General features: G+C 52.8%; 2 protein-coding genes. One reads left to right on the top strand and one right to left on the bottom strand.

Going from position 1 to position 544, the window contains the following annotated elements; genetic code table 11:
• A partial coding sequence (uraH, locus tag ABD339_RS33615) for a hydroxyisourate hydrolase (protein ID WP_344570955.1) occupies window positions 1-242 on the top strand: 242 nt, incomplete at its 5' end.
• 78 nt (window positions 243-320) lie between these two features.
• Here the strand turns inward: uraH and ABD339_RS33610 are convergent.
• Window positions 321-491 carry a hypothetical protein gene (locus ABD339_RS33610; RefSeq protein WP_002892370.1) on the bottom strand — a complete coding sequence of 57 codons (171 nt, stop codon included), beginning with the start codon at window positions 489-491 and terminating at the stop codon, window positions 321-323.
• Between the last annotated feature and the right edge of the window lie 53 nt (window positions 492-544).

Genomic DNA, 544 nt, shown 5'->3' with positions numbered 1-544 from the left:
ATATCGCCACCGGTAAAACGGATGCCGATGGGCGGATTAAATCGCTCTATCCGCAGGCGGAGAATATGGAGCCGGGGGTGTATAAAGTGACGTTTAAAACCGGTGACTATTTTAAAAGCCAAAATATGAATACGTTCTTCCCGGTGATTCCGGTTATTTTCAATGTCACAAAGCAAAATCAAAAACTGCATATCCCGCTGCTGCTCAGTCAGTACGGATACTCTACCTACCGCGGCAGCTGATGACCCAAGCCGCTATCCAGCCAACGCCTGCGCGGCTTCCGCAGGCGTCACGCTTTTCTCGCACCACGATGTCCATGCCTAACGCTCGGTCTCTTTCTCTTTAAAGTGTTTAACGGCTTCGTCGTACATCGCCAGCAGGCCGGAAATTTCGCCTTCATATTGCGGCACGCGCTGGGCGCGAACGAGCTCAATCAGCAGCGCATAGGCTGCTTCTTCCGGGGCCGCATGTGGATTGATCAGTCCAGACATATCACCTCCTTAACAGTGGGCCTTTAGCCTACCCCTCGGCGGGAAAACGCAAC

The sequence above is a fragment of the Streptomyces axinellae genome (assembly GCF_039532135.1).
Lineage (GTDB): Bacteria > Actinomycetota > Actinomycetes > Streptomycetales > Streptomycetaceae > Streptomyces > Streptomyces axinellae.
The sequence above is the reverse complement of the archived record's forward strand: the minus strand, read 5'-3'. Positions and strand labels throughout refer to the sequence as shown.